The following is a 25,651-nucleotide window of genomic DNA, read 5'->3' as shown; positions in this document are numbered from 1 at the left end:
CCGCCCACTCACAACCCCTCTCCGGCCCGAAAGGTCGTTCTATCAGTGGCAAGGTTTATCTGCAGTTTGAGTTCTTATCGGTCCATACGCTCGCTCAATTGCAGCATTGATTGCGGCATTTGATCCGCCATCACTGAAAGGATCTTTTCGACGGAGGCGAGATCAAGGCTGTAGCCAGCACCTGCGACAATTGTGTCTTGGCTATCCAGAATAACCAAGCCGCCGCGGTTTCTAAGGTATGGCTGATGCCAGCGCGACTTCGATAGTCTCAGTCCCAGGCTCTTCGCCTGGATACGGAGCTTTGCGAGACGCAAAGCGTCTTGATAGCTTGGGGTCAGATCGATCTCGCGCACAGTTGGCTCAAATTTGCTTTGATTCCACGGCGACCCGCCATCACGCGGGTCGCGGTTGTTCTGTTCGTTGATTGAATCCACGCCTGATCATTTGATGATCGGCGAAACCGCTTACCACCGATAGATAAGACTACCAATGACTGTAGCTGGCTGATTGCGGTTACAGAAGCCAAACGAACAGGTTTGGAAGTTCCGGTCAAAAATGTTGTAACCATTAAGCTGTGCACGGAAGCCCTTGTACTTAGGATCAAGCGCAGCGAAATCATAGGCGACAAGCGCATCGTAGAGCGTGACGGCAGTGTTGCGTACCGTATTCTGATCGTCTGCGTAGCTCGCACCAATGTAGCGGATACCGCCGCCGATTTGCAGTCCGCGCAACGGCGAGGACGGCGGAAACGCGTAGGTCAGGAATGAGGCATAGGTGTCTTGAGGGATGCCTGAGACTAGGTTTCCGGCAATCGACTGACCGGTGGAGTCGATTGAGTTCACGAACCTGATATCGACATGCGTATAGGCGATGGTGAGGTTCGTGCCCGGAGCAAGGTTCGCGGTCGCTTCCGCCTCAAAACCCTTCGACCGTACGGCGCCGCCTGCGGTCTGGAAGGCAAGGTTGGCCGAGTCCGGTATCAGGATGCTCGACTGATTGATCTCGAAGCCGGCGAAGGCGGTCTGGATGTTCGTACCGGGGATCAGATACTTCACCCCTGCCTCGAGCTGGTCGCCGGTCGCTGACTTGAACGCTTGGCCGCTACGGTTGAAGCCGACCTGCGGCGTGAACGTCGTGGCATAGCTGGCATAGGGCACGAGGCCGGGAGCGAGAATGTAGCCGAGGCCGACGCGGCCGGTGAATGCGGAGTCGTTCTGAGACGACACCGCACTGGCAGGTGTCGCGTAGGTGTCTTGGAAGACCCAGTCATGGCGACCGTTCAGGGTCAGGATAAAATCACCGAACTTCGCTTGGTCCTGCAGGTAGACGCCGACCTGGTCCTGTGTCTGGCGAGAGGCATCCCCCAAGGGCGGTGTGGCGATGAACTGTTGGCCGTAGTTCCGGGTGATGAGGTTTAGGTCCGGCACGGCGGTACTATCGCCAAAGTAACTTCCGAACCGGCTGGTCAGGCTGTAACGGGCATAGTCCACGCCTGCAACTGCGGTATGGGCGATCGGGCCGGTGGCGAAGCGGGCTTCCAGCTGGTTGTCCAGCGTCTGCTGCACGAGGCCGGCTTTCAGATACCCATTGTCGCGGGCGGCGGTGACGCCGTCGGCATTGAAGGATGAGATGTCCACGTACTTCGCGCTCAGGTTCAGGCCGTAATGCCGGAAGTTTTGGCGGAAGATCAGGTCGGGGGTGAACTTATGTTCGAAGGCGTAGCCGATCCTGTACTGAGTCTGGTCAAGGCCGGCAAAGCGCGGATCGCCCATGTAGTAGTTCGTCGCCCGGAAGCCCGGTTGGTTGTAGAAGAACGTCGTTGCCGGGGTGTTGGTGATCTGGAATTCGCTGAGCAGCGTGAAGGTCGTGTCGGCCGACGGCTTCCAAGTGAAGGCCGGGGCGATGTTGAACTGATCATTGTTCGTACCGAGCCCGATAAAGGTCCCCGCTTCGCGCCGCACGCCGGTCAGGCGATAGGCCATCGTGCCGTCCGAGCCCGCCACCGGACCGCCGAAGTCGAAGTTGCCCTGGTAGCGGTCGAAGCTGCCGGCCTGGAACTGCACCTCGCCGAACGGCACGAAAACGGGACGCTTGCTCGTGATATCGAGGATACCGCCGGGCGAGCCAAGGCCGTACAGGCCCGAGGCCGGGCCACGCAGGATGGTTACCGCTTCGGCGCCATAAGGTTCACTCTTCGGATAGGCGAAGCCGCTGCCGATCACCCGTAGACCATCACGGTAGATGCCTTGATTCGTCAGAACATCGAAGCCGCGGATGAAGATCTGGTCGAAGCGCGGGTCGAAGCCGGACCGGGCGGAGATAGCGCCGGGAACGTAGTTGATTGCGTCGGTGAAAGTCTGGACGTTCCTGTCGTTGAGCTGTTCGCGGGTGACCACCGAAACCGACTGTGGGGCCTCGATCAGGGGCGTGTTGGTCTTCGTCGCGGCCGTAGAAACGCGAGCGGTATAGCCGGTGACCCCGGAGGGCCCGCCGCCACCTCCACTGGTGGCAGCCGTGCCACCATCGCCTGCGCTGAGATTGAGTCCGCCCGGACTAGGGACTGGATAGGAGTTGCCTGGCGCAGCTGCCACAACCGATAGTTCATTGAGTTGAACGGCTTCCTGTGCCGCCACTGGACTGGCGAGAGCGGTGGAAGCGAGGAGGATAGGGAGGAGCGAGAAGCGATTGGACATGAATCACGCAGGCACGCGCCATAAGCGGCGCAGTACCGACGTCATCGACGTTCACAACTAAGCGATCAAGCCAGAAAAGTGCTAAAAATCACACATTTACAGCAGTTCAAATCTGAAGTTTTTCTAATCAAGGGATTGCGGGACAGGGTGTGTTCTCCCGAGAGCGCATTATCGTTAGGGATCGAGCTGGGAATGACCCTCATCACGCAGGCAGCATTGCTCGATGCTTGGAGAAAAGGATACATTCGCTACTCCCGGTTTGAGCATCGAGCTACTGCATAGACGCGAACGAACGCACCACGTGCTAGCTCGCTAACGCGCTGATATGGCTTGGAAAACCAAGTTAGTCTGTGCACGTTTTGTCGGCGTCAGAGCACTAGGTACAGTTTGTGACATCAGGCAGGGGCAGCTGAGGGACCGCCTAATGGCTGCTTTTAGGAGAGGCGGATGGCTGCTCACGCGTCCGGGTTGGGTCGCAATCAGTCCGTCCGCATTTGCGTCTGCCAATTCCCGATACGGCCGGTGGCTCTCGAAGATTGTCATCCGTTCCAACAAGAGCATGTCCGGAACGGCGTTTTTAGGCGACGCGTCCGACCATAGCTGCACGCTTTGTCCAAGGCAGAAGTAATCGGCCCTTCCGGGGTTTGGATCGGTACCCATGCCTCTCCCGAGGCGGCTTCCGCGACGGGCGCCGCGGATGTGTTCCCTCAGGCGCCACCGCCGATGCGATGGCATCGGCGGTGGCGCGGATCCTCGGGCTATGCCGACCGGCGGCGTAGGTCAGCGATCCGGGCGTTCAGCACGGCGCGCAGGTCCTGCACCTCGACATAGGCGGCCTCGGCCTTCTCGAAGGCTGCCAAGCCATCCTTCTGGATCTCCTGGGTCAGCGCCTCGATGCGCCGGACTGCCGTCAGGAAGCTCGGCGTCTCGGGTGAGCGGGTCTTGGTCATGGTCTAACTCCTCGATATATGATCAGTTGTAGGTGACGAAGGTCGGCACGACCCGGACGAAGATCGTCCCGTCGCGGAAGTGCAGGAATAGCGGCATGTGGGACTTGAGCTCTCGATAGCGCTCAATGACGAGGCCGGTGTCGGCCGCCGTCACCAGCGCCCACCCCGGTTCCCAGGGTGGGTCCTCGTCGTCATCTCCGTCGCCGAAGCCGAGCACCTCGACGGGAGGGGCGGACGGCTCAATCTCGGCCGTCGCGCCGGTCGCCATGCCAGCTGCCGCGGCGAGGCCGGTCAGCAGGCTGCGCTCCACGCCCCGATTAAGCTGTCGCAGCCGCCGATCGGCGAGCTCCGCGAGATCGCCCAGGCTCGCAGCGAAGCCCTGCAAGGCCTCCGCCAAGGCGATGCGCCCGGCCGCCTCGAGATCCTCCGCGAGGGTGGCGTCGAACGCCGCGAGCGCGCGGTCGGCCCGCACACCGGTGGCCTCGACGAGTCGGCGCACCAGCATCGCCGCGGCCGTCGGGGTCGGCTCCGATCGCGACGCGACCGCGTCTAGGGCGGTGAGCGGCGTCCCGGCATGGCCGAGTCCGGCGACGAGGTTCGGAACCCTGGTGGCCGCGCGCACCGTCGCGTAGGCGTTGAGGGCCTGGAACCCCTCGACCGGACCGCCCCCTCGGCATACCAGGGTCGCCGACAGGCCGTGCTCGCGGTGCAGCTCGCCCGCTCGGGCGAACGCCTCGCTCAACGAGCGCTCCGCCGACGGTCCCTCGAACGTCGCCCAGATCCTATGGAGCTGGATCAGGCCGTTCTCCTCAAGCGGGCGCAGGACGTGCTCGACGTCGCGACGGGCATCGCCGAACTCGGCGGCGATCAGCACAACATGGCGTGGATCCTCCTGCTCCACCCATGTCCCGGGGCCGAAGCGGCGCCCCTCGCGCCGTAGGCGCTGGAGCGTCCGCTCGCGCTCGATCTCGCCGTCGATCGACACCGCGTCGACCGAGATCACGGCGGTGACCCGGGCCTGCACCCCAGCCCCGCGCCCGTAGCGCTGGCGCAGGCTGGTCTGCAGCCTAACCACGATCCGCCTGTTCACCAGGGCAGCTGGATCGAGGGCTTCGCCGATCGCATCCCGGAAGGCGGCGAAGTCGGCCGCGGCGAGCCAAACCTTGAGCCGGGGCGGCTCGCCGCCGCCGCCGGGATCGGCCTCGCCGAGCAGCAGCAGGTGACCGTCGGACCCGAGAGGCTCGACGGTCAGTACGCTGGCCCGCACCGTGTACTCGCCACGCAGGCGCTGGCGCAGCCAGCCAAGAAGGTCGCGCAGCTCGCGGACCTCGTCGGCGGGCCGGGCCGACTGTGCATCGTCCATCGGGATGGGGGCAGGACGGACATCCCCCGGGTGAGCTGGGGGTACAGGCCCCCCACGGGTCGTATGGAAGAATCTGTGGTGTCGCACGGTGTCTTTCGCTTAGGTCGGGATGGGGCAGTGGTCCGGCGGCCAGCATGCCGGCGGCCGGATCGTCGAGGGTGGCGTCAGTCGAACAGCGGCCCGGGCTTGCCGTGCGGCGTCTTCGCCTTGCGCGTGGGCTTGGGGATCGCCTCGATCAGTTCGGCGATCGCATTGAGCCGCGCCCGGTCGGCCATCCGCAGCTCCTGCCGAAGGATGCCGGCGAGGAAGGCCAGGATCTCGTCCGGGTGATCGAAACAGCGGTGGGCCAAGCCGTCGAGCAGCGTCGGCGACGACGCGCGGCGCGTGATCACCGGCACCGGCAAAACGGCGACCTGACGCATCAGCCCGTCGTCCGACAGCTCGCGGAACGCGAACCCACAGCCCGGGTCCACGACCACCACGTCCAGGGAACCCCACTCGTACTGATCGATCGCACAATCGAACGCATGCCGAAGCGCGGCGACCGAGCCCGGCTGCTCGAACGCGATCGGATGTCGGATCAGCTCGATGGCGCCCTGATCCCACCAATGGGCGAGGGCATTGACCAGCGGGTGCTGAGCGCCGTCATCCGGCTCGATTAGGAACACCCGCCGGAGCCGGCGCGGGATCGGCAGGTCGTGCTGCCGGACCCACAGATAGTCGGCTTCCAGGCCATCCCGAACCACAGCGTCCTGCTCGGCCCATCCCGTCAGGAAGGCGTCGCGCACGAAGCCGGCGACCCCCGCGGTGAGGTTCCCCAGCGGCTCGGCCACGAAGGTCAGCTTGAGTTCGTGTTCGCCCAAGATGGCACTGGGATCGAGCAGGATGCCGGTCGCGTCCTGAATCTGGCGGATGAGGTCGCCGGAGAGGAAGGCGTGAAGCCGTCCGGTACGGTCGGGATCGACGGGTTGAAGCTCGAGGACGAGGCCGTCCTTATTCCGGCGCGGACGCTCGACCCGGGCGCGAACCTGCAAGCCTGGCGGCTCGTGCGGGCGGCCGGGCTCGTTCGCGCCCGAGAGCACGTGATCATTTGTCATTTTGGGTGTCCGTAATCTGGAGAGAGGATCGAAGGAGCCTCGTCGACATCAGGCGGGTGCTCTTCGAGCGCTGCCAGAGGTCTTCGTCCCGTTCTTCCCGGGGTTTTCAGCGGAGGTGCCTTCGCCCCTATCTTTCCGGTCCCCTTCTCACTCCAATCGAGCATCGCGAGATTGGGCGACGAGCGGCGGCTCGTGGCCCCATCAGATCTCTAATCCGGAGTCCACTTTCGTCCCCCGACGCCGTCTCGCCTGCTTGCGCTGATGCCTCGTTTCTCCCACCTCGATCGGTCGAGGGGCCTGTTCAGCGGCTGAGCCGCTCCCTTTGCTCAGGGACTTCGCCGAGATCGCCGTGAGGATTGCGCGGGTCGTTCGGACTTGCAAATCCAGCCAGTCGGTGAGTGAGCGCCCCCAACCGTCGAGGCGCTCAATCTCCCGCCATCGGGCAAATTGCCGGGCGAGACGTCCCGGCTTCACCATGACATCGCGGTCCGGGTCGGAGAGACCAGCCGTCAAACCCATGATCTCGGCGCATTGCCGCTCGAGCAGTTCGCCGATTCCCTCCGCCCATATCTCCAGTCGTCGCAGGATGCGTCCGCGAACGAAGCCACCTAGCTCCGGCCCGTCGGTCGCCTTTCGGGACACGGCGCCCTCCTGTCGGTGGGGCAGCGCGTCCGCCAACGCGGCCGTGTCGGTGATTTGACGGGCGATCGGCTCCGCGATCGTCTCGGCCCAGTCCGTCAGCGCTGCGACCTCCCAGCCGCGCGCGAATCCGCGTCTCAGGCTGACCCGGGTGAGGCCGCGCTGCGCGCAGGCTTCCAGGGGTGCCAGCGCCAGAGGCAACGTCCGCCGAGCGTCGGCAGCGACCTCTCTCGCCCGTGAGACCAGGGCCGTTGCCGTCACGACCGTAGGCTCGCGTGAGAGGTTGGCTGCCACACGGTCCCAGATCTCGTCGTCGGTCACGGGGCGCCGGGCACCGATCGGGCGTCGGCCCGCGATCGCTACGCGCTCCGCAGTCTCACCGCAGATCAGGTAGCTTCGCGCCCGGTGCCGGCTGGCCGCGGTATAGCCACGGAAAGCATCGACGGGTGCCGAGCCGTTTGGCATCACGAAGATGCTCTCCTCGCTCGTCACGCCCTGGATGCTGTCGATCGTTAGGACGTCACCATATCCCAGCCGGTAGCGAGGCTCGGCGGGATCGCCGTCGGGATGGAGCAGCGTCGTCCAGGCCACCGACCCCGAGCGGCCGCCGGCGTCGCGCAGGCGTACGCCCTCCGGCCCGATCGTCTCGATCTCCAGCACGCTGCCGTTGACCCCAATCTCCAAGGTCTGCCCGCTGGAACTCCGGGCCGGCGTGCGTGCGAACAGCCGAACCCTGTCGCCCACGGCTAGGGTGACCTCGAACTTGCGTCCGACGTTGTCGGTCGCCTGGACGAGGTGATCCGGGCCGACGAGTTCTCCCGCCTTCCTCCTCCGGGCACGGATCGCACCCGCCAGCATCAGAGCATCGGCGTTGGTCGGGGCGCTCACCGACAGGCTGTAGGTCGGATCGTCGGCGTGCTCGGCGTGCCGCTCGGTCCACAGGTTGGCGACCAACTCAGCAACCGCGGCGGGCGAGCCGGGCACGAGCCGCGCAGTTCCGTCGCGTCGCTTGCGCATCAGCGCTTCCGCCGCCCGCCCCTGCCGGAACATGCCGGTCGTCTCACGCTCGTCCTGCTCGCGCTGACGAACGGTCGTCAGGATTTCGGGGATCGCTTCCGACCCCAACGCCTCCCGGAGCAGCTCGATGACCGGGCCGGCCGCCACGGAGGAGCATTGGCGCGGGTCCCCCACCGCCAGGATCCGGAACCTCCCGTTGGTGGTGCGCAACCGCATCAGCCGGAGCAGGTCGCGGGTGCCGACCTGCCCGAGTTCGTCGACGACGACGACCGTGTCCGGCCCGAGGACGATCTTGCCCCGCTCGCAATCCTCCAGCAGCTTGGCCAGGGCGAGACAGCGCTCAGCCGGGATACCGGTTTCGGTCAACGCGCGCGTCTGCTTCCATCCGAGCGACGTCCCGAACACGGTGGCGCCTGCGGCGGTGTAGGCGTCGACCAGGGGCTGGAGCAGGGTGGTCTTGCCGCTGCCCGCCACGCCGATCACCGCGGTGAAGGCCGCACCGGTCCCGAGCCGGTCCATCGCCTCGCGCTGCGTGCGCCCGTGCGCCGTCCCGGAGAAGTCCCGGCCCAAGCGCGATATCGCCGCGGTGATCGCCTTCGCGCTGAGCGCCCCGCGCCGCTCCGCGGCCGCCTCGCGGACGAGATCGATCAGCTCGCCTTCACGCTCGATGTGCAGTCCGGTGGTGTAGGATCGGGCCCCGCGCTGCCAGCCTGTCGCGTCTGCGTCAGGGCCAGGAGCTCCGGGCAAGAGCGTGACGATACGGCCCTCCTGGCGGACGCCACGGGTGTGGATGAGTTCGAGGACCCCTTCGACATCGCCCACTTCCTCGATCCCGGCGGCGATCAGCGAGCGCGCCGCGGCCAGCCGTACCTGGCTCTCCGGCAGGACCGCCACGTTCTCCAGCTTCGGCTCGAGCAGGTCGAGGGCGACCGCATAGGCTCGCTCCAGGCGTTGCTCTCGGGTCGGCATCGGTTGTACAGGCTCCGTGCCGAGCACGCCGAGATGCCGGTAGCCCAGGCTCGCCGCTTCGGCCTGCCAGCTCGCACGATCGCCGAGGTCGTCCCGCTTGGCCGCGCGCGGATCGCCCTGCACACCCTGTTTCAGCAGGGCGATGCGGGAGCGCTCCTCAAGGTCGTCCCAATCGAGGCCCAGCTCGCCCGCCTGAGCATAGGCGGCGGCCGTGCCGATCACAGTGCGCTTGGCGAAGGCGGAGCGCACGGCGTCCGGGATCGCGGTGATCCGGGCACAGCCGAGCGTGGGATCGAGCGCGACCGCGATCCCGGCGCGACGCAGGTTCCGCGCGAGGTTGGCCTGGAAAATGGCACCGAGTTCGTGGACGCGTCCATTCAGCCGTTGCAGGTCGAGGCCGCCGACGTGACCATCCGTGGTTCTGACGACGTTCAGGACGGGGCAGTGGACATGAAGCTGGGCATCCCCTGCAGCGCCAGGGGTCGGCCGGCTAGTCCAGTGATCAAATGCAATCCAAGCGATCGAGCCAGTCTCGGAGCCGGCGCTTCCGGCCTTGCCTCGGCGTGCCCGTCCGATCAGGGGGGCGACCATACGAACCATCGTCTCGTGAACCGCTTCACGGATGGCGAGCGCGATCACCGCCGCTTCCGCAGGAGTTCTGGCGAGCGCCCAGGCGATCGACACGGATTTGTCCGCGCTCCAGCAAAGGTCGATGAAAGTCAGGCGCTCCCCGGCTTGGACTCGCTTGCCCGGTATCGGCCGGCCGTCGGCGCGGTGCCCGGCGAGTAGGTTGGCGATGGTCTCTAGGTCGAGCAGAGTGACCGGATCCAAGCCGAGGAGTTGTGCCAAGCGGGGATCGAGATCCGCCCGCAGCCGGGGCGCCGGACGGCCGGCATCCGGTCCGGTGTCGAGATCGTGCGCCCAGCCATAGTAGGCGGCGACCGCCCTGAGATCGGGAGGCAGCGTCACCTGCATGTAGTGCCGCGCCAGCGCCAGCGCCGGCGTGGCGAGCCGTCCGGTCAGGTAGGTGAGCACGGGCGATACTAGGGCGTCGCCGGTGATGTTCCGCCGACCTGACGACAGATCACACTGAGCAACTCGCCGTTGAGCTTCAGCAGCTGGGTGATCTGATTGAGGTTTCGGTTCAGCGGACTGAAGTCGCTGCTCTCGGCAGGAGCCGCCGCGGCCTTCAGCACCTGCTCCAGCATCTTGGTGTGATCTTCAGCGGTTTGAATGAGGGCGTCCATCGCCTGGGATAGCGCCGAGAGCTGGTCGCCGAGGCGCTCGAGTGTCCAGGGAGCGGCGGCACCCGGATGGATCGGTGTCGTCTTGCCAGGCATCGCGATCGCCTCCTTCGTATCTGCACCAAGGGGTGCCTTGGTCTGTGGGTGGAATTCTTGGGGTGGGTTTGGCGGGTTGGAAGCGGGTCGCGCACAGATCCGCCACCGGTCGCCTACGCCTCGCGGGCGGGTCCGAAGTTTGGGAGTGTCGTTTGGGGGGCGAGTGGCCGGCCGTTCAGAGATTGGTTTTGAACGGCCCGTGACGCCCGAGGCATCGCGCGTGGATCAGAGGTCGCCGAGAGGATCGTGACAGCGCACAGGATCGATCTCCAATGGCATGATTTGCTAAGGTCGATCGCTCTGTGTTCGATCGGGATGTCCGCATCTTTCGATGTTCATGGCATCGCAGGTGGCGGAAACACGAGGGTCACCTCGCAGACGCGACGCCCATCGGCGATCCGACGGTAGCCGCTTCTTATGCAGACTTGGACGAATGGGCGCGGGTCGTTTCCCTCGATCAGAGGAGCCCAGGTCTGCGCCGAGAGCACGTCGATCCCGAAGGTCTGTCGCAATTGCTCGGCTTGTGTGAGCTGACTGCCGAAGGCCCGCCGGTCCCCCAACGCGTAACCGCCCAAGCACCCGATCAGCAGCGCGATGCCGCTGCTGAGGCAGGCAACGCCGGCCATAAGATAGCCAACGCGCCCGAGGAGAGACCGGAGATCCATCCGGGCAACCTCCTCGACCTGAGCCGTACAACGCTTGATCGCCCTCAGATCATCGGCGATCTGCGTCGCCGCGCCGGTGATGCTTTCACCGAGACTTTTGACGCCTCCGCTGTACACCCCCAAGAATTCTTTGAGAGCCTTAATGTCGGCCACAAACACGCGGCGCTGGTGGTCGACCACTCGCACGAGCGCGCTGGTCGAGACCAAGACGTCGTGGAGTGGCTCGCCAGCGACGACGCCAGCTCGCTCGAGTTGTGCCTGGATTCGGGCCAGCTGAGCCTCCAAAGGACTCGGGGGTAGCGGGGAGACGGCAGTCTGCTCACGATAGGTCACGGCGCGACCCTCCAGTGCGACCGGGCGGCGGCCTTCGCCGCCAGTTCCCTGTCGAGGACGGCAACGAGGTCGCCGATCGGTGCGAAGCTCATCCAGTCGGCGATAGGCGCGAACGCCTTGGGCAGTGCCCGCAGCCACTTGGCGGTGGCTGCGGCGGCGAACGGCGCCAGGCAACGACCGTTGGCGTTGGGCCGGCCCAACGCTGCGTCCATGTATGTTAGCCCGAGCGTCTCGATCTGCTCAGCGGACGTCAGGCGCGGAAGCCGTACGAGGCGGCCACCCCGTTCGAGCGCAGCACGGATCTGTTGCGTTTCGAGATACGGATCGAACGCCGAGATCTCGCGACCGGGATCGGTCAATCCCTCGTTGCAGCAGATGACGAAGTCGGCTGAAGCCAGTGAGGGATGGTTCAGGTACGGTTCGATGTATGAGACATCTCCCCGTGCAGGACCGATCATGCTGAAGATAAGCAGTTGCTTGCCGTAGTCCCTCATTAGGCCAGAGAGATCGACCTCGTCGAGGATCCCTTCAAAAACCGGATTGCCTGCGCCGAAATCGATCAGGCTCGATCCGTTGCCTTCCAGCTGAGTTTCGAGTTTCCGTTGAACGAAGGTTCGTAGATCCTGCAGGCTGGCGCTCTCCGGGCCGTCGACAGGCTTGTGGACGTCTTTCAGACCTGCGTTGGCGCGATCGGCGTCGCTGAAGCTCAGGGGACGCCCTGCGACCATCGCGCACTCTACCATCAATCGGCTGACCAATGTCTTTCCCGACTTTCCTCGACCGTGAGGGATGGCGCATGTACTGCTGAGTAAATCCTCTTTGAGATCGAAATCGTCTCGCGCGACCCCCATCCCATCGAACTTACCATTCAGGCGCGCCGCGGCGGGATCGGAGATCTGGGTTGCAGCGCCGCTCTTGGCAGCGCCATTATTCTTGGTCATGATTACTGTCCTTTCGAGTACTTCTATCACTTGGTCGGAATTTCGATGGTGCCGGGCATCGGCCGAGTTCCGGCACGTTGATCGCGGCGGAACCTTGCGATCTGCTCGTCAGCGCTCAGACGCGGCGGAGCTTGATGTCTCACAGCGGGCTGGCTCGGCCCGGATCGGGAAAATGAGCTCAGTGTCGGCGCCTCATGCGGCGAGACGGGAGCCGGCACTGGCCGCGGGGCGATTGAGGGTCTGAAGACACCCCCGTGAGGGTCACTCCTCTCAGAAGCAGTTCTGCTCGAGGAGGCCAGCGCGACGATGCCGGGCGGGAACGTTGGTTTCGGGGCGGTTGGAGGTTTATCGCCCCCTGCTATTTGCTGTCGGACGCGCGCCCAGGTCTTCGAGATCGTCGCTTCGCTCAGCGGTCCGCCATGATCGTTGTTCAGTCCTAGCGTGCGCACGACCTTTGTGAGTTCACGCAGGTCCAGCCTGGCGGAGCCGTACTCCTTGATAAGGACGGGGAAGTTATCCACCATCCAGGTCGTCAGCCTGCGATCGTCGGCACGGATCATCTTGATGACCCTGCGGGTTTCTGAACGGCGGCTCATATGGCCGCCCCACCGTCGCCGAGAATGGCAGGTTTAGGACCTTGAGCAGCCACTCTGCATATCGCCGAGGGTGGCGCTTGAGATGGTATGGGCACACTTAAAGAAGCCGGTCTGGACCAGTTCATCAGGATTATCTCGCCGTTCTTGGCGGCGAATCGACTATTCGATTGCCGTCAGCCCATTTTTGGAACAGCACCGGATTGTTTAGCAAGTCATACGCCTGCTTTTTACCGAGGGCTTGACGAGATAACCATTTGTATGCGTCGGCAAATTTCGGCTTGTAGCGGCCTAAAATGGTCAAAAATCTACCGCGAATCGCTACTTAAGCACTTAATATCGGGTGCGCGGTCCTCGACAACGTTGTGAGTCGGCAACACTTGGTGTTGTGAGTCAGCAACGCTCGGGAGAGTCAGGTGGATCGAGCTCAGTAGTGGCTGCGTAGGCCACAGCCCATCGAACGGCCGGGGACTCTCACCGGTGAGAACGAAGGTCATCCACCGGTCATTCACATCATTGATCCGGCTTCAAAGCCTCGGAGGCATCAGCACGACTGCGCTTAAAAAAATTGGGCCGCACCCGCTCAGTCCAGCATGCTACGTCGGCGAAGCTGGCTGCCAAAACTCGGGTGTGAACCGCACCAAGCTGTTGCAAGGTTTGTAGTTTTGTAATTCCAGGCAGCCGTTTTGCGGCCTGGAGCTGGCGATGCCAGACCTGTTCTGGCTCTCGGATGAGCAGTGGGCGGTATCAGCGGCCGAGGACGGCGCCGGTGGCGATGTCGAGGGCGGCAAACAGCGAGGTCGTGCCGTGACGTGTATAATCGTGGCTCCGGCGCTCGATTTGACTGGGCCGCATCGGCAGGAGGGGCTGGGTCCGGTCCAGCGCCTGAATCTGGGACTTTTCGTCGACGCACAGCACCAGCGCCCGTCAGGCGGACTGAGGTAGAGCCCGACGATATCGCGCACCTTTTCGGCGAACAGCGGATCGGTGGAGAGCTTGAAGGTCTCGCTGCGGTGGGGTTGCAGACCAAAAGCCTGCCAAATGCGATGGATCGTCGAGGGGGCATAGCCCACCGCCTCGGCCATGAAGCGCAGTGATCAGTGGGTCGCGCCGGGCGGCTTCGTCTCCAGCGTCAGGCGAATGGTCTCGGCGATCTTTCGTCGCCAATCGTGCGCGGTGCGCCTGGACGGGGTTCGTCCAAGAGCCCATCGAGCCTGCGTTCAGCAAAGCGTCGCCGCCACTTCGAGACCGTGTCGGCATCCACACCGACCGCCGTGCAGATCGCCTTAATCTCAAGCCCCGAGGCCGCCGCGAGCACGATCCGCGCCCGCCGCGTCAGCGCCTGTTCGGTCTTCTGAGCCCGGGCCAGCGACTCCAGTTCGCGCCGTTCCGGCTCTGTTGGGTCGATGCCAACCGCGGCCTTACCCATCGCGCCGTCTCTACGATCATCATTCCAATGATCGTAGAAACTTCGCAATGAGGACACTAGGGCCGTGACAAGCCCTCGCTTAACGGCACAGTGCACAGAACGACCGCGGGTACGACAGGCGAAACGCTCCTGAGCGCACCGCGTAGTTCCGTACCGTCAGCTGAACAGCGGAATGCGGACAACTGACCCCTAGCCGACCTCTGGGATGTCTGCACTAAGGTAGCCCAATTGTGGGGCGGTCCGGCTGCCGGATGTGACCATTTGCAGATCTTCGACAGAACCGCTCGTGTGCCTGAGCAACCTCAGATTCCCATTTCCGCTAGGAACCTCGAAGGCGCCTTAGTCCATCCTTTGTAAGATTTGGCGCGCGACAGCGTCAGCGTCTCCATGCAACGGGTGATGGCGACAAAACAATTCCGTCGTTCTTCTTCAAGCTGCGGACTGTTATCTCCCTGTTTTTTGCTCTGGAAGGATGGAATAACGTCTTCGGCTAAGCCCAATAAATAGACGTGATCAAACTCATCACCCTTCGACGCGTGAATTGTCAGAAGCGGAATAACACCAGCCTCTAAAGGCGGCTCCTTCGATCTCAGTTCAAGTTCTTGGAGAAATGCTTCGAGGGGCGCCGCACGACCGACCGCGCCTGTGATTTCCTTATAAAGTTCTTTCCACGCCCGCGCATCCTCGTCGACCGAAGGATATTCTTCGAGCAACGTTGGCACAGCCGCGCTAAGGGTCGCGTTCGCTGCCCTTAGATACTTCTGATAGTCCAAAACCTCTGCTAGGTCGGACCTCAACAACGGGATGATCCTAGCGCCGAGCGGAGTTAGGGGCAGATCAGCGGCCGCCTTAGCCCAGGTTCGCAGCAAGTCTCCGGTTGTGGATTTTGCTCTTGCCGCCAGCTGAGAAGTATCTAGATCAAAGCCCCACATGGCGTTGCCGACTTCGACGAAGTTCTTGAACTCTCTCTCGTCGGAACGGCGATTGGCCACTTGAAGGCTGGTATGGAGCCATTGGTACGGAACGCTTGCGAAGCTGTCCCTTCGCTGGGCGAGCTGGGCGTGAATCCCGCGCTTCCCAAGCTCCCCTTTCGTCGCCTGAAGAATTGCTTTGGTTCGCGCGATAATGACGATATTGCTGGGGGCGTTGCCGTGGCGGGCTTCGATATCGGCCGCAATGCCGTCGGCCTCGTGGGAGTCCTCGTCGAATACTAAAATCCGCACCCGATCCGGCGCCGTTGGCATCGCTTTGCCGGAGAGAAGGGGCTGCTTGTTAGCGGTGCGGAGCCGATTGTTGGTCACCAAGCGGTTCGCCATTTCGACGACCTCGCCGGGGCACCGATAATTCGTCGGCATCTGTAGGAGCGCTGGCTCGTAGTCCTTGGCGAATTGCTGCAGCCGCTGTGGACTTGCACCGTTCCACTGATAAATTACCTGATCATCATCCGCGACGACGAATAGGTTTTTATAGAGATTCCCAGTCAGAGCGCGCAAGAAGGCGTATTGCGCCAAGTTGGTATCCTGAAATTCATCGAGACTGATGTATCGGTAGGTCCTGCGATATCGCTCAGCTATAAGGGGGAAATCGGTGAAAAGCTTATGCGCCATGTAGAGGATGGCGGGAAAATCAAGAGCGTTCTCGTGATCAAGATGGTCCACGTAGGCTTGATAGGCCGCCGCAAACCGGGTGCCACGATCTGGATCAGCGAAAAACCGGAGGCAATTATCTGGTCCCGCCAACCGCTCACGCAGACCATCCAGCACGGGGAAGGCCTTGGATAGGGGTTCACCGAGATCAAGTTTGGCTACGCGTAGCGCTTCTGACAGCAGCAATTCACGGTCGCCAGGATTTGAATAAATTTTGAAGTCCGTCTGAACGCCGACATGAGATCCGGACTGACGGAGAATTTCGCAGGCGAAGGCATGGAACGTGCCGACGTACAGCCGCTCAACGGCGTCGGGCGCTAATTGCTCGATGCGTCTTCGCATCTCGTCAGCGGCGCGAGTCGTAAACGTTAAAGCCAAAATGCGCCATTTGGCGGCGGCCTCGTTGGCGAACAACCGCGCCACGCGGGAGGTAAGAACTCGCGTTTTCCCCGATCCAGGCCCGGCCAGAAGCATGAAAGCTCCATCTCCCCAGCTTGCAGCTTCGCGCTGGATTTCGCTGAGGGTCTCGAAAGCTCCGTCGATAGTGTTCTGATCGCTCATTCGCATGCCCCGATCCGAACAAAAATGCGCCGGAATTGCGCAGGGATATGATCCCGATGTGCGGTTAGCCGGATCTGCGCACCAACCCGGACAGCAACGACCTCTTTGTGTGCCGCTGCATACGTTAGGATTGCTTGATCCGTGTCCGCGACCCTCGCGTCCAACTCTCGGATTGCCGCTAACAGACATGGGCGGAGGGCGCTTGCGAGAATCAAGCGCTCGAGATCAACACCGGCAGGAAGCTGCGTCACTCGGTCCGCGATCTCAGCATCGGTAAAGTTGTGGTTGCGAAGTTGACCAATGTGATCATTCCCACCCTCGTCCCCGTCGCAAATCATAGACCAAGGATACTCAAGGGCGCGCGCAAGAGCCGCGAATGCTCCGGCGCTCCCATTATTCTGATAGTCAATAACCGCGATACCGTGGGCATCAAGAGGACAGCCAAGTTTTTCCGCCACGGCGCCTAAGATGGCATAGTCGGCCTGGCCCTCGCAGAGCAGCCACTTAGACGCGAAGAATATCTCACCGCGGATGCGCTTCGCCCAGCTCTCAAGCTTGGAGATTTCCTCATCGGCGATGAAGGTCCGGCCCGCCTCACGCAGGGCCCTTAAGGCGGCATGATGCGGCTGCCGATCTGTGGCGGTGTAACAGCGGAGCAGCGCCCGATATTGTTCCTCTGTCAGCGTCTTCGAACAGACAAGCATCCCCTTCGCGTGGTCCCATGCTAAGCTTTCGGGATTGTTCGCAATCTCGTCGGCTAGGGCGGAATTGTACGGCACCTGCGCCGACGCCGTCCGGGGGATGACGGCGGCCCGAGGTCCCCCGGGGGCCCGGCGAAGAACAACGATGTCATTGAAGGGGACGTTCTGAACGAAGAAGGGCGAATGCGTCGTAATTAGCTTCTGACCCGGAAGCGCCTTGACCGCCTCCCACAATGATCGGCAGGCCTGCGGGTGGAGGTGAGCTTCGGGCTCCTCCAGCGTGAGAACCGGCTCGGTCTCTTCATGGAGGGAGGCAGAAAGCGCATTTTCGACGAACGCCCGAAACAAGAAAATAACTGCAAGGCTTTGTACTCCGTGTCCATGTTTTTCGATTGGCAGCCAGGGGTCTTGAGCTTGGCCTTGTACCACGACCTCAGCCTTACTGATGACCTCCCAAAGATTTACGGGGATAGCACGTACGTCCACGTTACCGGCGGCGCCGTTTGCGATCACCGCACTAATAGCTCGGAGCGTGGTCTTGATAACATTAAGCTTAGGATCGGCGCCCAACAGCTCAGCATTTAATGCAGCGAAGCGTTGCTCAAGGTCAGCGGCCACTTCGTCGTCGACTTCGATTGTCTTAAGTAGGCTGCCCCAAAATCGAGAGCGTCCGCCAAACTCGGTGCTGGCGTCACGCATGGCGGACATTGAGAAGCACGGAACGTAGTCGAAGAAGCGCGAAAGGTTTTGGTTTCAAGCGCCGGCTCCGGCGAGTGGGACGTCCTGATCGTTGATGAACTGCCAGACCGGCTCGACCGATTTGGCGACGCTTTCAAACGTGCAAACGACCTGCATGCAGATTGAGTTTAGCCCGGTGTGCGGATCGGTACGCACAATGCTAAAAAGCTCGTCGATCAGCGGCTGAGGCCATTCCGCCGGTTGAGCCTCGGCGAGCCACAACTTGATTAGGATTTCAGGCCTCGGTACGCCAGCGTCGCGTTGGTACGGAAAATCATACTCTGAAAAGCCCGTCTGCCCCGATCGCCCCCATTTCCGGCCGAGGGCGATCTTTACAGCATCAAGTACCGCTGACTTGCCCGCGTTGTTTTCCCCGATGATCACTGAGGTTGGCGAGAGGGAGATGTCCAGATCCCGAATGCACCTGAAATTCTTGATGACGAGGCGGCTAATGTGCATTGCGGTATATCCGGGCGACAGTTAGGTACATTCGTACCGTCCATTACGCCTCCAGGGTAAAGATGGCAGGCTATCGCATTTCAGGTTGCGATGGCAGTGCCACAATTGGTCGCCAACCATCGAACCGCATCGATATCACCACCCTAAAATTTTTTACCGCTCGGCTTCCTTAAGCTCAGTCGGGTGTCTGCTTATCTCGTGCCAAATGCCAGCGCCCGCGTTTGCTCGAGTGATCCTCCAAGGGCCGGCGACGATCCAAGCAGATCTTATCTGCAGCCATGTCTTCTGTGGCGTTTCAAAGTTAGGTCCGCGTTAGGCGCGGATCCGAATGTCGAGGACTGACACGAAGCCGAACGTCTGGTTTCGGGTAGCAAGCTCATGTCGGCTCTTGGCGCTTTGCCGACGAAGACTCGTTCATATCTGTGGCTTAAAGCGAGCGTCCATTCCTCCGAGTTTCGGATCACTACGATCCCTTGTGGAGCAGCGGAATGCGCCCTTGGCACTGGGCGCAGGATCGTATCAACTGCCTGTTCGCACTAAGCTAAAGCGCGTGTAAAATCAATGACTTGTACTGAATGAATGGCCGTGTTCGTGCTGGGTGAGAATCCTGGCGCCCCAGCCAAAAGCTCACGATTCTCAGCCGACCGTTGAATTCTCGGCTGTTTTCGGACCCGCCCGGGCCGACCGCTCCGTCCAGGTCCACTCGGGAGGTCCACTTGTCCGGACGGCAGGGATTCCTGCCTTGCCTCGTACTCACCTCCGCCATCGCCGACAAACGGTCTTTTTTCGACGTATCATCCCCCATGATCTGCGCCAGCGGTTCGGCCAGCGTGAGATCCTGCGCTCACTCGGTCACGCCACACCCGGCGAGGCTCGTCGGATGGCGCAACGCCTGTGGGATGGGACAGAGACATTGTTCACCCTCGTCCGTTTCAACCGGTCGCTCACGCGCACCGATATCGCCCGGCTCGCGGAGCAGTACCTCGAATCCGAGTCTCTCAAGCACGATGGCCTGCTCGCCACCATCGGGCACTTTCCGGAACTCGAGGATCTCCCTCCGTCCGACAGCCCAGCCTCCGAAAACCAGATAGACGACAGCAGCGATACCGCATCGGACGCCCCAAAGGGGACCCTCAATGACCCAGCTGAATGGCTAGGCCTTTATGAGAGCCGATTGGACGGCCTGAAACGCGACCGGTCACTCAACAATTTTACCGCCGTTCGTGATACCGCAAAGGATCTCGCTGCGCGCAACGAGATCGACCTCGACTCATACCCCCATGAAAACGCGCTTTGCCGCGCCTTGCTCGACGCCGCCATCACGATCACCGAGGAGAAGCTGACCTTTCTCCGCGATGTCGTCCTGCCCCATCACCCTCGGCACGCGACGACCCATCGTACGACCGCACCTGCTCCGCTCTCCCAGCCCGGAGCACCAGAGACCGCGATGCTGCGCGGTGCACATAAACTTTTCAGCGAGAGTTGGGCGCTTTATGCGCGGGACCGCGTCGACAGCGGGAACTGGAAAGCGTCGAATGAACGGCAAGCCCGGTCTACGGGACGCATGTTCGTCGAGATCTGCGGGGACAAGCCGCTCAGCGCCTATGGGCCGGCGGATGGGGCTGCGTTCAAGCGTGCTCTGCTAGCGTTGCCGGCCAACTACGACAAGAACACCGAGTGGCGCGACATCCAGCGCACGCGCGGCATCGGTGGCTTGATCGAGCATTGCAGCGGCAAGCCCGGGATCAATCGACTGAAGCCGCAAACCTTCAATCGGCACTTGGCCGCCTTGTCAGGCATCTGGCCTTGGGCCCAGACCAACGAAGTCGTCGCCAAGGGTCTCCCATCGATCTTTGAAGGTCTGCACATCAACCTGAAGCGCACGCGAGCAAAGCTCCACAGAGCGCGAGACGAACGGCCGATGTGGGATCAGGCAGAACTCGTGGCCGTGCTGAGTGCACCCTTGTTCACGGGTGTTCGAAGTCGTCGGAGCTGGAAAAGGGCGGGACCGAACGTCCTGCGCGACGAGCGGTACTGGGGCGTCCTGATCGGCTGCCACAGCGGTATGCGTCGTGGCGAAATCTTCCAGCTCCGGGTGCGGCACGTCGTGCACGATGCAGAGACCGGTATTTGGTACTTCAATTTGACGGATCCGACCCTCGAGCTGAAAGCGGAGGGCAGTGCCCGCTGGGTCCCCCTCCATCAAAACCTGTTGCAGCTGGGCTTGCTTGAAGCGTTGGTACAGAAACGAGGAGAGCATGAATTGCTCTTACCGGAGGGCGAGGAAGGCCCCGAGCAACAGGATGATCTCGCCGACGGCGACAACGCGTCATTCGGCAGCGCTTTTGGCAAGTGGTTTCAGCGCTTCAAATCGGAATACGGCGTGCGTAATGAAGTGGTTTTTCATTCCTTCCGGCACACGGTGACGACGCTCATTTGCAATGCCGGGGTTCAACGAGAATTCGTGGAGGAGCTCATCGGCCATGAGAGCAAGGAAAGGCGGTCCGAGCTCAAGCGTTACAACAAAGGTCAAACCCTGATGATGCTCAAAGGTGTCATCGACCACCTTGTTCTGCCGATTGACATCAATAAAATGATGGATGCGGCGCCCACTGGCCAACCTCGCCCCTCGTTCGAGCCAAGACGGTCGTCGACCGCATAGGGTGCGAAAGAACGGCTCGTGTTGGCCTTTGGTCGGCACGGGCTCAAGCGAGCTGTAAAAGCTGAACCGTTCCCACAAGCGCGCATTCTACGCTCCGCCCATCGCGGTTGTACAAATGGCTTTGTCAGCGTCCCATGAGCGATCACGCCTGGCTGCGACCAGTCGTCCGCATAGGGTCGTTTGCAGAGCAAGGCGTCGACCCTGAATTACCGCTTACAGGCTGCCCCCGAAGCAAAGACGTATGACTGGGTCGGGTGGAGAGCAGTCTGGCTGCTTTCAGTGGTGTGCTGACATGCCCGTCGGGATGACGGGCACCGAACCCGTAGGTCGGTCGACCAAATCGACGGTCGACAAACCGACGCCTCAGTCGCGTGTCGCCGAGTGGTGGAACGCCACATGGCGTTCCATCCGACGGATCGCTTTTGGCCGATGAACCTGATCCTCCAGGGACGGCATCGCGACCGTTTCAGTTTGCGCCGAGTCGTCGGACGGCATCATGGCCGCACCTGCCGAGACGAAGCCGGCCATCGTCTTGACGTCCTCGGGCTGGCGAGGATCCCGTGCGATCAGTGCCGCTTCCTGCTGAAGGCGAAGGTTGCAGGCCTTGGACGCCAAAGCGCCGTTCGGCGTGCAGGCGTCGTGACGGGCACATGCGGCGTCGAGTGCATCGACGGGCGCCAACGGAGCGTTGTTGCCCGGTCCGCAATAATTCCCGTGAAGCATCGGGCTTGGCGGCGACGCCGATTGGGCCAGCGCGGGACCTGCAAGGCAGGTCAGGAGAAAAACCGAGGTCGAGAACTTGATGATCATCTTGAGGGTACCCTGATGCGTCTCACCCCCTCAGGTGGTTCGCAACGAGGCCCGCCGGACGGCGGACGTGTCGACATCGTCGGGAGACGGAGCCGGCACACCCGAGTTGGGAATATGCCGGCCGTCGCATCGACCTTTGGGACGAAGAAGCGGCTAGCTGGCGCGCTTGTTGGTCCGCGCCTCGGAGATTTCGGTGTAGCGCGTGTCGAAGGCGATCATCTCGTCGGTCATGCGCTTGAGCTCCGCGGCGTCCTCTTCGCGACCGAGGTGCTTGGCGGTGGACGCAAGGGTGCCATAGACGGCGATGTAGTAGTGGATCGAGATCTGGGCCGCGGCGACGCCGCTGGCGTCCTTCACCTCGGGGTCCTTAGCGGCGTCCATCGTCTGGATGGTACCGGCCCGGATGCCTTCCATGATAACGTTGGGCATGCCGCCCGGCTGGCCTCCGGCATCCTTCAGGAGGCGCGAGATCGTCTCCGAGTGCCGTTCGGCGGCGGCGGCGCCTTCCTCGGCGATTTTCCGAAGCTCGGGATCGCTCAGGTCCTTAGTGGCCGCCTGCGCGGCCTCCTTGCCCTGCTCGTCGGCGCTTTTGATTGCCTGCAGGCCCGTGACGTACCAGTCGGCGTATGCGTTCTCTGCCATGTCGAATATCCCGGATCATTAAATGAACGGTAGCGTTCATTTAATGAAGCGTTTGGGGTGTCTGCTTGTTCCGGGGCCAGGGAGATAATTGTGAGTGAGCGGATCGAAGATCCGACCGGCATCGTGTCGGTTCGCCGACGGGGGCGGCCTCGCGCTGACCAAACGGGCGAGGTCGAGGCGAGGGTGCTCGACATCGCGACCCGTCTCTTCCTACAGCAGGGTTTCGACCGAACGACGTACGAGGGAATCGCGGAGCTGGCCCATGCCGGCAAGGCGACTCTGTACGCCCGCTACCCGACTAAGGAAGCGTTGTTCAAGGAGGTGGTCCGGCGCAGGGTGGCGCTCTCGCTCGCGCGGATCTCGGACGGTGGCCACGGCGGTACCGTCAGGGATAGGATACTGCGGGCGTGCGTCATGCTCGCCGACGAGACCTTCGTTCCGGACGTCATCGCGCTGATGCGTATCACCATCGTCGAGACGGAGCGCTTCCCCGACATGGCCCGGGCCTCCTACGAAATCGGGTTCGGGGGATGCGTCGGATGCGTCGCCGAGGCCATCGCCGGAGGCGTCCATGCGCCGGACCGGGTTTCTGCGGCCATCCCCATCGCCACTCGGATCGTTGAAATGGCGTTGCTACCGCTTCAGATCCACGCGCTCTACGGCGTCGATCTGGCCCCGCTGCGCGAGCGTGCCCGCCGTGACGTTTCAAGCGTCGTCGACATGGTGGCGGACGGCCTGATCCCGTTCGGGGAAACGGGTCCGGACGGGATGTCCGATTGGGGTGGGCCGGGCGTACGCTGACCTCGGGATCGACGCGACGCCCCCCAAAATGCCTTTATTGAAGGTGGTGCCATCACACGGCCAAGCCAAAGCGTTCCATGCGGCCGATCACCTATCATGGTGAGCGGCGACCGACCTGCGCGAGGGGGCGGAGCGCTGGTCGGTCGCCGTCATCACGAGGCCAGTGGCCCCGTGATCCCTGTCGCCCGAAGGGCTACCTGCGGATTGGTGCCAACCCTTTCCGGGATACCATCCCTACTATCCCGGCCGCCGCCGGCAGGCGCCGGTCTTCGCCGTCCTGGTCGAGGCCTTGCGCCGCCGAGGCTGACGGTCTGTCTCCCGTATCCAGGCAGCTCGGTAGGATACGGGCGTCATAATCGCCGGAAGCTGAGCGCAAGCTTCCTAATCCATGCTCACGACGCCCTTGCCGCCGATCCGGGTACGCGACATCAGACCCGCTAGGACCGATGTCCAAGGTGGGTGGGAAGCAGCTTGGCTGCTTTGAGTCGCAAGACGTTCATAAGCGGACCTAGGATGACCCGCCGTCTCCGGATGGACGGTCCAACCCATCGCAGGGTCGAAGTTCGTTAAAGTCGGATGCCGACATCATCAGAGGCGATGCGACCAGCACGAAAGTGCTCTGCCTCGGGAGACAGCGTGATTCACGATTGCAAAGCCCCGGTCACGCGACATCTCGTGCTGGTCCGGCATGGCCAGAGCGTAGCCAACCGATCCGGCCTGTTCACGGGATTGCTGGACTCGCCCTTGACCGAGCAGGGCCGGAGGGAAGCCGAGGCAGCCGGCCGGCGTTTGGCAGAGTGCAACTGGCGCTTTTCCGCTGCCTTCACCTCGACGCTAACGCGGGCCGTCGTGAGCGGCCGGCTTATCCTCGATGCGCTCGGGCAACCCGGATTGGTCCCCCAAAGCTTCGCCGCGCTGGACGAGCGAGACTACGGGGACCTCAGCGGGCTCGACAAGATCGCCGCCGATGCGCGCTGGGGGGCGGAGCGGATCGAGACCTGGCGCCGCTCCTACGCCGAGGCGCCGCCGAACGGTGAGAGCCTGCGCGATACCGTCTCCCGTATCGTGCCATGCTACCTCCGAACCATCCAGCCGGCGGTCATGGGCGGAGACGTGCTCGTCGTCGCCCACGGCAATTGCCTGCGGGCGCTTGTGATGGCGCTCGAAGACCTGAGCCCGGCGGAGGTCGAGCACCTCGAACTCGCGACGGGCTCCGTCAGGATCTATGAGCTTGCCGCGGACACGACGATTAAGGCCCACTGGATCGAAAGGTGAATCCGCCTGTCGGCGTCTCACAATGGGTCTCCGTGATCTGCGAAGGGGCACTTATTTCATCTATTTCAGTGATGGGAAGCATCTAATCATTCCGTTGGAGTGAATGAAAAGAACATGGGATTCTCCGGCATCACATCGGAGCCACCCATGTCCGCGCCCAGACTTTTCTCCCACGCTCGGTCAATGCGTGCCTTGGCCGGCACGAGAGCCATCCTTCCGGGACTGGGTCTCTGTATGGCGGTCACCGCCGCAGCGGTCGGCTTCGAGGCCGTCGAGGCGCATCTGTTCGGTCGCGCCTGGCTCGAAGCCCTGGTGCTGGCGATCCTGCTCGGGAGCGCGATCCGCACCGCCTGGACCCCGTCGCAACGTTTCTTTCCCGGCATCGCCTTCGGGGCCAAGACCGTACTGGAGATCGCGGTCGTTCTACTCGGGGCCTCGCTCAGCCTCACGACGATCCTCGCCGCCGGTCCGGGTCTGCTTTTCGGCATCGCGGGCGTCGTCGTGGTCGCGATACTTTCGAGCTATGGCATCGGCCGGGCGCTCGGGCTGCATCCGCGCATGGCGATCCTCGTGGCCTGCGGGAACTCCATCTGCGGCAACTCGGCGATCGCCGCCACGGCACCGGTGATCGGCGCAGACGGCGAGGACGTCGCCGCCTCCATTGCCTTCACTGCGGTGCTAGGCGTGCTGGTGGTGCTCGGCCTGCCGCTGCTGGTGCCGCTGCTCGGCCTGTCGCCGATGCAGTACGGCGTGCTCGCCGGCCTTACCGTCTACGCCGTGCCGCAGGTGCTCGCCGCCACCGCGCCGGTCGCGGCGCTCAGCGTCCAGGTCGGAACCCTGGTGAAGCTCGTCCGGGTGCTGATGCTAGGCCCTGTCGTCCTGGTGCTCTCGCTCGGCGCGAGCCGGCTGCGCGAGGAGACCGACGAGGCCGCCCCCGGCGTCACCGCGGGCGACCGCCCGGCCCGCGGCGGCCTCGCGATCCACCGCCTGGTGCCGTGGTTCATCCTCGCCTTCCTTGCGCTCGCGGGCCTTCGCTCGACGGGCCTGATCCCGCCGGTTGCGCTCACGCCAATGTCGGAGACCGCCAACGTGCTGACCGTGGTCTCGATGGCGGCGCTCGGCCTCGGGGTCGACGTGCGCAGCGTCGCCAAGGCCGGGGCGCGGGTGACCCTCGCAGTGGTCGCCTCGCTCCTCGCCCTCGGCGCCGTCAGCCTCGGCCTGATCCGCGTGCTCGGCCTCGTCTGATCCGCGCTATGGCATCGATCCAACACCTTGATGAAAGAACTGCCGTGACACGTTCGTCCCAATGTTCGTCCGAGGCGGTCGC

Annotated in this window: 20 protein-coding genes; 4 read left to right on the top strand and 16 right to left on the bottom strand. The window is 62.9% G+C overall.

The window, feature by feature from the left end:
* Positions 1-74: 74 nt before the first annotated feature.
* From MKK52_RS09635 to MKK52_RS09575, 14 genes are all read right to left on the bottom strand, one after another.
* Positions 75-434 carry a hypothetical protein gene (locus MKK52_RS09635; RefSeq protein WP_243953573.1) on the bottom strand — a complete coding sequence of 120 codons (360 nt, stop codon included), beginning with the start codon at positions 432-434 and terminating at the stop codon, positions 75-77.
* Positions 435-464: 30 nt separating this feature from the next.
* Positions 465-2,693 carry a TonB-dependent siderophore receptor gene (locus tag MKK52_RS09630; RefSeq protein ID WP_243953572.1) on the bottom strand — a complete coding sequence of 743 codons (2,229 nt, stop codon included), beginning with the start codon at positions 2,691-2,693 and terminating at the stop codon, positions 465-467.
* 758 nt (positions 2,694-3,451) lie between these two features.
* Complete coding sequence (locus MKK52_RS09625) at positions 3,452-3,643, bottom strand: hypothetical protein (protein WP_243953571.1); 192 nt, start codon at positions 3,641-3,643, stop codon at positions 3,452-3,454.
* A gap of 22 nt (positions 3,644-3,665) precedes the next feature.
* Entirely contained in the window at positions 3,666-5,006 is a 1,341-nt protein-coding gene (locus MKK52_RS09620) for an exodeoxyribonuclease VII large subunit (RefSeq protein ID WP_243953570.1), read from the bottom strand.
* 164 nt (positions 5,007-5,170) lie between these two features.
* Entirely contained in the window at positions 5,171-6,040 is an 870-nt protein-coding gene (locus MKK52_RS09615; protein WP_243953569.1) for a hypothetical protein, read from the bottom strand.
* Between the two features lie 264 nt (positions 6,041-6,304).
* On the bottom strand, positions 6,305-9,763 hold the full coding sequence (gene mobF / locus MKK52_RS09610) for a MobF family relaxase (RefSeq protein ID WP_243953568.1): 3,459 nt from the start codon (positions 9,761-9,763) through the stop codon (positions 6,305-6,307).
* Between the two features lie 8 nt (positions 9,764-9,771).
* Entirely contained in the window at positions 9,772-10,068 is a 297-nt protein-coding gene (locus MKK52_RS09605) for a hypothetical protein (protein WP_243953567.1), read from the bottom strand.
* Between the two features lie 335 nt (positions 10,069-10,403).
* Positions 10,404-11,066, bottom strand: coding sequence for a hypothetical protein (locus MKK52_RS09600; protein WP_243953566.1), 663 nt, complete (start codon positions 11,064-11,066; stop codon positions 10,404-10,406).
* The gene (locus tag MKK52_RS09595; protein WP_243953565.1) at positions 11,063-12,007 is read right to left on the bottom strand and encodes a hypothetical protein; all 945 of its coding nucleotides are present in this window, start codon (positions 12,005-12,007) and stop codon (positions 11,063-11,065) included. Before MKK52_RS09595 ends, MKK52_RS09600 begins: the two co-directional genes overlap by 4 nt.
* A 1,340-nt stretch (positions 12,008-13,347) precedes the next feature.
* The gene (locus MKK52_RS27245; protein ID WP_409564644.1) at positions 13,348-13,518 is read right to left on the bottom strand and encodes a hypothetical protein; all 171 of its coding nucleotides are present in this window, start codon (positions 13,516-13,518) and stop codon (positions 13,348-13,350) included.
* Between the two features lie 214 nt (positions 13,519-13,732).
* Positions 13,733-14,029, bottom strand: a complete 297-nt coding sequence (locus tag MKK52_RS27240) for a helix-turn-helix domain-containing protein (protein WP_409564290.1) — start codon at positions 14,027-14,029, stop codon at positions 13,733-13,735.
* A 302-nt stretch (positions 14,030-14,331) separates the two neighbouring features.
* Entirely contained in the window at positions 14,332-16,236 is a 1,905-nt protein-coding gene (locus MKK52_RS09585; RefSeq protein WP_243953564.1) for an ATP-dependent helicase, read from the bottom strand.
* The gene (locus MKK52_RS09580; RefSeq protein WP_243953563.1) at positions 16,233-17,636 is read right to left on the bottom strand and encodes an ATP-dependent nuclease; all 1,404 of its coding nucleotides are present in this window, start codon (positions 17,634-17,636) and stop codon (positions 16,233-16,235) included. The genes MKK52_RS09585 and MKK52_RS09580 overlap by 4 nt, the downstream gene beginning before the upstream one ends.
* Before the next feature lie 54 nt (positions 17,637-17,690).
* Positions 17,691-18,134, bottom strand: a complete 444-nt coding sequence (locus MKK52_RS09575; protein ID WP_243953562.1) for an ATP-dependent nuclease — start codon at positions 18,132-18,134, stop codon at positions 17,691-17,693.
* A 598-nt stretch (positions 18,135-18,732) separates the two neighbouring features.
* Here MKK52_RS09575 and MKK52_RS09570 point away from each other — a divergent pair.
* Positions 18,733-20,796, top strand: coding sequence for a DUF6538 domain-containing protein (locus MKK52_RS09570; RefSeq protein WP_313898744.1), 2,064 nt, complete (start codon positions 18,733-18,735; stop codon positions 20,794-20,796).
* A 363-nt stretch (positions 20,797-21,159) separates the two neighbouring features.
* On the opposite strand, the gene MKK52_RS09565 is transcribed toward MKK52_RS09570, so the two are convergent.
* Together MKK52_RS09565 and MKK52_RS09560 are read right to left on the bottom strand one after the other, a co-directional pair.
* Positions 21,160-21,606 (bottom strand): hypothetical protein, encoded by a 447-nt coding sequence (locus tag MKK52_RS09565; RefSeq protein ID WP_243953560.1) that lies wholly within the window; start codon positions 21,604-21,606, stop codon positions 21,160-21,162.
* A 153-nt stretch (positions 21,607-21,759) separates the two neighbouring features.
* Positions 21,760-22,248 (bottom strand): DUF892 family protein, encoded by a 489-nt coding sequence (locus tag MKK52_RS09560; RefSeq protein WP_147840893.1) that lies wholly within the window; start codon positions 22,246-22,248, stop codon positions 21,760-21,762.
* Positions 22,249-22,338: 90 nt separating this feature from the next.
* Here MKK52_RS09560 and MKK52_RS27110 point away from each other — a divergent pair, with 90 nt between their 5' ends.
* The 3 genes from MKK52_RS27110 to MKK52_RS09540 all read left to right on the top strand — a co-directional run bounded on the left by MKK52_RS27110 (position 22,339) and on the right by MKK52_RS09540 (position 25,569).
* Positions 22,339-23,049 carry a TetR/AcrR family transcriptional regulator gene (locus MKK52_RS27110; RefSeq protein WP_243953559.1) on the top strand — a complete coding sequence of 237 codons (711 nt, stop codon included), beginning with the start codon at positions 22,339-22,341 and terminating at the stop codon, positions 23,047-23,049.
* 636 nt (positions 23,050-23,685) lie between these two features.
* Positions 23,686-24,324, top strand: a complete 639-nt coding sequence (locus tag MKK52_RS09545) for a 2,3-bisphosphoglycerate-dependent phosphoglycerate mutase (protein WP_243953558.1) — start codon at positions 23,686-23,688, stop codon at positions 24,322-24,324.
* Positions 24,325-24,507: 183 nt separating this feature from the next.
* Entirely contained in the window at positions 24,508-25,569 is a 1,062-nt protein-coding gene (locus tag MKK52_RS09540) for a YeiH family protein (RefSeq protein ID WP_409564643.1), read from the top strand.
* Positions 25,570-25,651 lie beyond the last annotated feature (82 nt).

The organism is Methylobacterium sp. J-067 (genome assembly GCF_022829465.1).
Lineage (GTDB): Bacteria > Pseudomonadota > Alphaproteobacteria > Rhizobiales > Beijerinckiaceae > Methylobacterium > Methylobacterium litchii.
The sequence above is the reverse complement of the archived record's forward strand: the minus strand, read 5'-3'. Positions and strand labels throughout refer to the sequence as shown.

Bases quoted from the DNA above. Each gene is read 5' to 3' on its own strand.
- MKK52_RS09630 (WP_243953572.1), bottom strand. From the start codon at position 2,693: ATGTCCAATCGCTTCTCGCTCCTCCCTATCCTCCTCGCTTCCACCGCT.
- MKK52_RS09625 (WP_243953571.1), bottom strand. From the start codon at position 3,643: ATGACCAAGACCCGCTCACCCGAGACGCCGAGCTTCCTGACGGCAGTC.
- MKK52_RS09620 (WP_243953570.1), bottom strand. From the start codon at position 5,006: ATGGACGATGCACAGTCGGCCCGGCCCGCCGACGAGGTCCGCGAGCTG.
- MKK52_RS09605 (WP_243953567.1), bottom strand. From the start codon at position 10,068: ATGCCTGGCAAGACGACACCGATCCATCCGGGTGCCGCCGCTCCCTGG.
- MKK52_RS09595 (WP_243953565.1), bottom strand. From the start codon at position 12,007: ATGACCAAGAATAATGGCGCTGCCAAGAGCGGCGCTGCAACCCAGATC.
- MKK52_RS27240 (WP_409564290.1), bottom strand. From the start codon at position 14,029: ATGGGTAAGGCCGCGGTTGGCATCGACCCAACAGAGCCGGAACGGCGC.
- MKK52_RS09585 (WP_243953564.1), bottom strand. From the start codon at position 16,236: ATGAGCGATCAGAACACTATCGACGGAGCTTTCGAGACCCTCAGCGAA.
- MKK52_RS09580 (WP_243953563.1), bottom strand. From the start codon at position 17,636: ATGCGTGACGCCAGCACCGAGTTTGGCGGACGCTCTCGATTTTGGGGC.
- MKK52_RS09575 (WP_243953562.1), bottom strand. From the start codon at position 18,134: ATGCACATTAGCCGCCTCGTCATCAAGAATTTCAGGTGCATTCGGGAT.
- MKK52_RS09565 (WP_243953560.1), bottom strand. From the start codon at position 21,606: ATGATCATCAAGTTCTCGACCTCGGTTTTTCTCCTGACCTGCCTTGCA.
- MKK52_RS09560 (WP_147840893.1), bottom strand. From the start codon at position 22,248: ATGGCAGAGAACGCATACGCCGACTGGTACGTCACGGGCCTGCAGGCA.
- MKK52_RS09540 (WP_409564643.1), top strand. From the start codon at position 24,508: ATGCGTGCCTTGGCCGGCACGAGAGCCATCCTTCCGGGACTGGGTCTC.